6 protein-coding genes are annotated in these 6,591 nt (G+C 56.2%); 4 read left to right on the forward strand and 2 right to left on the reverse strand.

What is annotated here, in order from left to right; genetic code table 11:
• The 4 genes from C4520_06295 (at position 1) to C4520_06310 (ending at position 4,004) form a co-directional block, all read left to right on the forward strand.
• Entirely contained in the window at positions 1-822 is an 822-nt protein-coding gene (locus C4520_06295; GenBank protein RJP23559.1) for a DUF1848 family protein, read from the forward strand.
• A complete protein-coding gene (locus C4520_06300; GenBank protein RJP23560.1) occupies positions 635-2,191 on the forward strand; it encodes an FAD-binding protein in 1,557 nt (518 codons plus the stop codon). The genes C4520_06295 and C4520_06300 overlap by 188 nt, the downstream gene beginning before the upstream one ends.
• A 7-nt stretch (positions 2,192-2,198) precedes the next feature.
• Positions 2,199-3,434 (forward strand): (Fe-S)-binding protein, encoded by a 1,236-nt coding sequence (locus C4520_06305; protein RJP23561.1) that lies wholly within the window; start codon positions 2,199-2,201, stop codon positions 3,432-3,434.
• A gap of 363 nt (positions 3,435-3,797) precedes the next feature.
• Positions 3,798-4,004: a cold-shock protein gene (locus tag C4520_06310; protein ID RJP23562.1), complete on the forward strand. Its 207-nt coding sequence runs from the start codon at positions 3,798-3,800 to the stop codon at positions 4,002-4,004.
• A gap of 260 nt (positions 4,005-4,264) precedes the next feature.
• On the opposite strand, the gene C4520_06315 is transcribed toward C4520_06310, so the two are convergent.
• Positions 4,265-4,738 (reverse strand): metallophosphoesterase, encoded by a 474-nt coding sequence (locus C4520_06315; protein RJP23563.1) that lies wholly within the window; start codon positions 4,736-4,738, stop codon positions 4,265-4,267.
• A 12-nt stretch (positions 4,739-4,750) separates the two neighbouring features.
• Positions 4,751-6,073 carry a glycine--tRNA ligase gene (locus C4520_06320; GenBank protein ID RJP23564.1) on the reverse strand — a complete coding sequence of 441 codons (1,323 nt, stop codon included), beginning with the start codon at positions 6,071-6,073 and terminating at the stop codon, positions 4,751-4,753.
• Between the last annotated feature and the right edge of the window lie 518 nt (positions 6,074-6,591).

Below are 6,591 nucleotides of genomic sequence, written 5' to 3' on the forward strand. Positions count from 1 at the left end.
ATGCTAGAAGCAAGAACACCCCTGAAACGAGTCATTTCCGCCAGCAGGCGAATCGATATGGTCGCCGGATTCCCGGATCAACTGGCGGCCTTGCTTGAGGAAAAATGCCCGCCCGAAGAGACGCACACCGTCGTTCTCTGGACGAAAAACCCGTCAAACCTGCTGGAGCATGACGTCCTTCGCCGCACGCTCGGTCGCTACGCTCTCTACCTCCATTTCACCATCACCGGCCTCGGCTCGACCTTGCTCGAGCCGAATGTTCCCCCCGCTCGTCAAATGCTCGGTCTGCTCGGGCCGCTGGTCGATTTCATCGGAAGCCCGCAACGCATCCGAATCAGGTTTGATCCAATAGTGCATCTGCAGGCGGACGACGGGCGCACGTACTGCAATCTCGATAAGTTCGAGGAAATCGCTGCCGCTGCAGCCGAGCTCGGTATCCTCACCTTTTCCATCAGTTGGATGTGCGCGTATAGGAAAATGGTCTCGCGCCTCCGCCGCAATGGGTTATCTGAAATGCCCCTATCTCGGGAGGAGCGCGACCAGGAATATCGCCATCTTCTGAACCTTTCCAGCCGGTACAACATCAAACTGAATTGCTGCAGCGTGCCGGGGCTGCCGGTATCTCGCTGCATCGATGGAGAGTTGCTGGCTGAGTTGCACCCGGAGCGGCTTCCGTGTTCAACCGCAAAGGCCAAGGATCAACGAGCCGATTGCGGCTGCACCGAAAGCTTCGACATCGGCTGGTACCATCACTGTCCCCACGGCTGCATCTATTGCTATGCCAATCCCGCCAAAGTGCCGGAACACGCGAATGAGCATTAATTCACGAACAATTAAGGAACTTCGATCCATCGTTGGGGAAGCAAATCTCTTCGACTCGGTCGAAAAGCGCATCGTCTACGCTTCCGATGCGTCCCGCCAAACGGGCGCGCTGCCCGATCTGATTGCACGCCCCGCCACTGCCGAGCAGGTTTCTCGGATTCTCGCCCTCGCGAATGAACAGAGAATTCCCGTTTACGCGAGAGGGGCGGGCTCGGGCTTGAGCGGGGGAGCGGTTGCCGTTCGCGGCGGCCTCGTCCTCGATTTCGAATTGATGAACCGCATTTTGCGGATCGATCCCGATAACATGACAGCTACGGTCGAGCCGGGAGTGGTTGTCCGAGATGTGCAGAAGCAAGTCGAGGCCCAGCGCCTGTTTTATCCGCCCGATCCCGCCAGCAGCGACTTCTGCACCATCGGCGGAAACGTCGCTGAAAATTCCGGCGGGCTGCGCGGAGCAAAATACGGGTCAACTCGAAACTACGTTCTGGCGCTGGAAGTGGTGTTGGCGAACGGAGATGTTCTTCGCGTCGGCTCGGGCGCGCCTAAGAGCGTCACCGGCTACGATCTGCTCGGGCTCTTCGTCGGGTCCGAAGGCACGCTTTGCCTCTTCACCGAAACCCTGCTCCGGCTCGTCCCTCTGCCGGAATCTGTTGATACCGTGCTGGCTCAATTTCAAAACGCCGATCAGGCGATCGCGGCCGTCTGCGAAATGTTTGCCTCCGGAATTGTCCCGCGAGCGGCTGAGCTGATGGATGAAAAAGCCGTCGAGTGCGCCGGCAAGTACAACAAAAACCAGGCCTTGCCCGCTGAAGGAATCGTGTGCCTCTTCGAGGTCGACGGCCCGCGCGAGATCACTCAGCTCGATGCCGACCGCGTGACTGCCATCTGCAAGAAAAACGGCGCGATCATTGCGAGACGGGCGGCTTCCGAAAGCGAACGCGACCAGTTCTGGGCCCTGCGGAAGGCGATTTCGCCCGCCCTCTACCAATTCGGCCGCATAAAATTGAATGAGGATATTTGCGTGCCGCGGTCGCGACTGCCGGAAATGGTAAGAATGATCGAGGAGATCGGCCTCAAACATTCGCTCCTCATCGTCAATTTCGGACACATCGGCGACGGCAGTCTGCACGTGAACGTAATGCTCGAGCGGGACGATCAGGAACTGATGAAGAAGGCCGAGCTTGCCGTCTCCGAAATCTTCGCCGCCGCCGTCTCGCTCGGCGGAACTCTCTCGGCCGAACACGGCATCGGCCTCACAAAGATGCGATATCTCGGGCTCGAGGTGGGGGAGAACGAATACAAAGTCATGGCCGCCATCAAGAAAATCCTCGACCCGAATAACATCCTGAACCCCGGAAAATTCATCTAGATCGCCAGTGACTGCAGAATTCCCTGACATAGCCCTTCAGCAATTGGAGAAATGCGCCCGCTGCGGCAAGTGCCGCTCCGTCTGCCCCGTCTTTGACGTCGTAAAGGACGAGGCATTTGTCGCCCGCGGACGGATTCTCCTGGCGGATGCGCTTCGCAAAAACCAAATATCCGCCTCGAATGAGATCGCCGCGATCATGGCGGCATGCCTGATGTGCCGCCGCTGCTCCGGCATTTGCCCTTCCGGCGTCGAATTTACCGAGGTGCTGAAGGCGGCGCGCTCGCAGATAGCCAAAGAAGTCGGCCTCCCTGCCGGAGCATCCTTCTTCTTCCGTCACGTGCTTCCGTACAGGCGCCGGTTCAATTCAGTGATCAGGATCGCAGCTCTTGGACAAAGGCTTGCGCCCGCCCGGCGAAAAGGAAATCTGCGTCATCTCCCTCTCTTGTTCAAAGGAGGCAAATGGCTGCCGCCGCTCGCTAAGATATCCGCCCTTGAAGCTTATTCCAAACCGGCGAGAGTCGAAAACGCCCGCCTGCGCGTCGGCATTTTCGTCGGATGTCTCATCAATTACGTGTATCCGGATTTTATCGATGCAACTATTCAGCTTCTCCGGCGCGCACAGATTCAAACCATCATTCCGGAGCAACAGCTCTGTTGCGGAACTCCCGCGGTCGCGCTCGGCGACGTCGAGGCCGCCCGCATGCTCGCCCGGCGGAACCAGGAGCATTTCCGGGAAGCCGGCTGCGATTATGTCATTACTCTCTGCGCCTCATGCGGAACCATGTTGAAACGCGAATATCCGCAGCTCCTTGATTCTTCGGAGAACCCTTTTGGAGTTCCCATGCTCGATCTTTCTGAATTCCTCGTTCGGCACGTCAAGTTGGATTATGGGCGACTGCAGGATTCCGTAACATACCACGACCCCTGCCACCTCCGATGGGGGCAGGGAGTCATCGCGGAGCCGCGGAAACTGCTCTCAGACGTATGCCATTTTCAGGAAACGCCCGGCGAAATGTACTGCTGTGCTCTGGGCGGCGCCTTCTCCCTGACCTTCCCCGATTTCTCCGAAGCCATAGCCCAGAAAAAGCTGCAATCCCTTGACGCCCTAAGCGTCAGGGAAGTCGTAAGCGCCTGCCCGGGATGCATCTTGCAATTGAACGACCTGTTCGCGCGATCCGGAAGCGATAAAAAAGCCGTTCACCTCATCCAGATTCTCGCGCGCTCGATCAAGACTTTGACGTAATTATCACTGCATTCAACATCTTTAGATTTCCAAAATCTCCCTCAGCCATTGTTGCTTAATCCGCCAACGGGATGCTTCAAGCGCCGGAAATCCTTGTCAAATTGGAAGTTTTGCCCGATGCTGGAAAAGCTTTCAACTCTCCTAATTGCACAATTTCCCCATATTCTTTAGTTGCAGTGAAATTTTACTTGACAAAGTGAAATCTATGTGATATATTCCTACAAATTCTCAGATCAGTTAATTAATGTTCCCGGTTTTGTATGCGATGTGTGAGAGAATGCGCAGAATTATGAAAGCATAGTTCTGCGTTTTTTTTTGGCGTTTGTACGCGCCGAAGGGTAAATGCGAGGAGGTAACAGGTAGATGGCACCCGTGGGCTTGGTAAAGTGGTTCGACAACAAAAAAGGGTTCGGGTTCATTAAACGCGAGGAAGGCGACGACGTCTTTGTCCACTACACCGCGATTAAAGGCGCGGGTTTTAAAACCCTCCAGCAGGACGAAAAGGTAACGTTCGATATTATCGAAGGCCCCAAGGGTCTGCAAGCCTCAAACGTCTTGAAAGCCGAATAAAACCCTGCCCTGGTAGAACCCACGGCCATTGAGGGAGTAGGAGAACCTCCAGTTCCTGAAGGTAAAGGAGTGCCTTCCGGTTTCCTTTAGCGGATGGAGACGCTGGCCTTCTTCACGCCGGTCGCAATTGGTGTGGACCGCCTGAAGGCGTAGTCCCTGAACTTACTTGCAGATGCCCCAGAAGCGTCTTGCGCACCAATAAAAATCGGGTTTCTCCCAAGAATACCTTCATCGGCTTCCCGCTATTACCCGACGCCAATTTACAACCTTATTATCTCAGCCTGAGGCATCTTGTGCGGATGCAGCTCCAAAAGAGCCACCGACGCAGACAATCCCAGCATCGCCCGGGCCGACCCCGGATTCAAGCTGAGCATCGTGTCGATCCACCTGTTTTCAACTCGGTGCGTGTGCCCCCAGATGAAAACATCGGGACGCTTCGGCCCGCATCGGGCCTCGAACAACTTCGGACTGCGCAATAGCATCCCGCCATTGTGAGTCATGAAAATGTCCACTCCCGCCAACACTACGCGCTGATCCTGCGGGTAGCGCGCGGCAATCTCCGGCGAGTCCATGTTTCCGCAAACGGCAATGACGGGAGCGATCGCGCTCAGCTCGATAATGATGTCCATCGAGACGATGTCGCCGGCATGCATTATTTGATCGACACCCGCAAAGACGTCGAAAATTTTTGGGCTGAGGTGATTATGAGTATCGGACAACACTCCGATTCGCATCGATTTGGTTTCTTACAAGGCGATTCTCTTCAGCAACTCTTGTTTGATTTCCGAAATCTTATGCCGCTCCTGCACCATCGAATCGCGCTCCCGCAACGTTACCGTCTCGTCCTCAAGCGTCTGAGAGTCAACCGTGATGCCGAACGGCGTCCCCGCCTCGTCCTGCCTCCTGTAGCGCCGCCCGATCGATCCGCCTGCATCAAAGAATATCTTGAGATGAGGACGCAGTTCGTCCGCAATTTTCTTCGCCAGTTCCGGCATGCCGTCCCGGTTCACCAGAGGCAGGATCGCCGCTTTGACCGGCGCGATCTTCGGCGATAACCGGAGAACCGTCCGCTCTTCTTTCGTGCCCGGATTCTCGACCTCATAAGCGTCCACCAGACACGTAAGCAGCGTCCGGTCGACCCCGGCCGACGTCTCAATAATGTACGGGATATATCGCTGGTTCAGCTCCTGGTCAAAGTACGTCAGGTCCTTGCCCGAATATTCCTGGTGGCGCGAAAGGTCGAAATCGCCGCGGTTGTGAATCCCCTCGAGCTCTTTCCAGCCGAACGGGAATTCATACTCAATGTCGAAGGCCTTGCGCGCGTAATGCGCCAGCTCATGCGGCGCATGCTGGTGAAAACGCAGCTTCTCTTTCCGTATGCCGAGATCGTAATACCACTGGATGCGCCGCCCCTGCCAGTAGTCAAACCACTGATCGTCGGCGCCCGGCCGAACAAAATATTGCATCTCCATTTGCTCGAACTCGCGCATCCGGAAAACGAAGTTGCCCGGCGTGATCTCGTTGCGGAAGGCCTTGCCGATCTGCGCGATGCCGAACGGTATCTTCTGGCGCGACGGCCCCATCACATTCAGGAAATTGACATATATCCCCTGCGCCGTTTCCGGCCGAAGATACACCACCGCCGCCTCTTCCTCCACCGGTCCGATAAACGTCTTGAACATCAGATTGAACTGGCGCGCTTCCGTCAGCTCGCCGCCGCAGTCCGGACACCTTTCCCCAACCTCATCGGCGCGAAACCGGTGTTTGCACTGCTTGCAGTCAACCAGTGGATCGGTGAAGCCGGCGACGTGGCCCGATGCCTCCCACACGCGCGGATGCATGATGATGCTTGCATCCAGCCCTTCGATGTCGTCGCGATCCTGCGTCATCACCTTCCACCAGTAGCGCTTGATGTTGTTCTTCAACTCAACGCCCAGCGGACCGTAATCCCAGCAACTGTTGATGCCGCCGTAAATCAGGCTGCTCTGAAAGATGAAGCCACGCCTCTTGCAGAGCGATACCAGTTCCTCCATCTTCTTTTCGGCTTCATTCAGCACTTTTTTCGCCATCGATAATTTTTCCTGCCTTCCTGCCGAAAACATACCAAAAAACCCTTCTCGCCGGGTCGTCCCCGACCCGAACGAAAAGGGGGAACCACACTCAGTTACACCCTGGCCGATCTCCCGGCCGGTCTCTCGTAAACCATTATATTCCTTATGATTCTGTCATGTCAATAACCAACCCGTAGGGGCGGCCCCATGTGGCCGCCCGCGCCCCTGCCTTCCCAACCAGCCCGTCAATGCCGCTGTAGGGGCGGGTTTCAAACCCGCCCGCGCCTCGCGCGCAATTCATTCCCACCGTAGGGGCGACCCGGTGGGTCGCCCGCGCCTGTCTATGTCCGCCCGCCCTGCCGCATTGCCGTCAGGAATCCAGGATGCGCGGCTTTACCCGCGTCATACTGACCTTCGTCTTTCGTCATTCCTGCGCACGCAGAGATTTTATTGAAACAGTTTATTTTACATTTTCATCTCTTCATTTGAATCGAAAGTCGAGTTTGAAGTCATAAAGCCAAGGGATGTGCGGGTTG

The organism is Candidatus Abyssobacteria bacterium SURF_5 (genome assembly GCA_003598085.1).
Lineage (GTDB): Bacteria > Abyssobacteria > SURF-5 > SURF-5 > SURF-5 > SURF-5.

What these genes read in the sequence shown, in the direction of transcription:
- C4520_06315 (RJP23563.1), bottom strand. Translation starts at nt 4,738, where the DNA reads ATGCGAATCGGAGTGTTGTCCGATACTCATAATCACCTCAGCCCAAAA.
- C4520_06320 (RJP23564.1), bottom strand. Translation starts at nt 6,073, where the DNA reads ATGGCGAAAAAAGTGCTGAATGAAGCCGAAAAGAAGATGGAGGAACTG.
- C4520_06310 (RJP23562.1), top strand. Translation starts at nt 3,798, where the DNA reads ATGGCACCCGTGGGCTTGGTAAAGTGGTTCGACAACAAAAAAGGGTTC.
- C4520_06295 (RJP23559.1), top strand. Translation starts at nt 1, where the DNA reads ATGCTAGAAGCAAGAACACCCCTGAAACGAGTCATTTCCGCCAGCAGG.
- C4520_06300 (RJP23560.1), top strand. Translation starts at nt 635, where the DNA reads ATGGAGAGTTGCTGGCTGAGTTGCACCCGGAGCGGCTTCCGTGTTCAA.